Source organism: Bradyrhizobium campsiandrae (genome assembly GCF_014529705.1).
Lineage (GTDB): Bacteria > Pseudomonadota > Alphaproteobacteria > Rhizobiales > Xanthobacteraceae > Bradyrhizobium > Bradyrhizobium campsiandrae.
In genome coordinates this window covers 1-249 of the sequence record NZ_JAANIH010000332.1, presented here as the reverse complement: position 1 = coordinate 249, position 249 = coordinate 1, and the positions used below count along the sequence as shown (strand labels likewise).

Here is a 249-nt window from a genome sequence, read left to right as displayed (position 1 = left end):
GCTTCTTCGCCGCGGCAAGATCGTACTTCAAGTCAAAGCTCGGCTTGCCGAACCACGGGCTCGACGGGTCGACTTGTCCCTTCGCGGGCTTGGCGAGCCCGTTCATCAGGCCGACGACCTCGTCGCGATCGACGCAGAGATTGGCGGCCTTACGCACGCGAATGTCGTTCCAGGGCGAGCCTTCGACGCGCGAGAACTGCCACGGCCAGACATGCGGCTGCTCGTTGGCGTAGAGCTTGAAGCCGCGCT

At 64.3% G+C, this 249-nt stretch carries 1 protein-coding gene; it reads right to left on the bottom strand.

Annotated features, from left to right (window positions below):
- On the bottom strand, positions 1–249 hold a 249-nt coding region (locus G8O24_RS43310), incomplete at both ends, for an ABC transporter substrate-binding protein (RefSeq protein WP_244646452.1).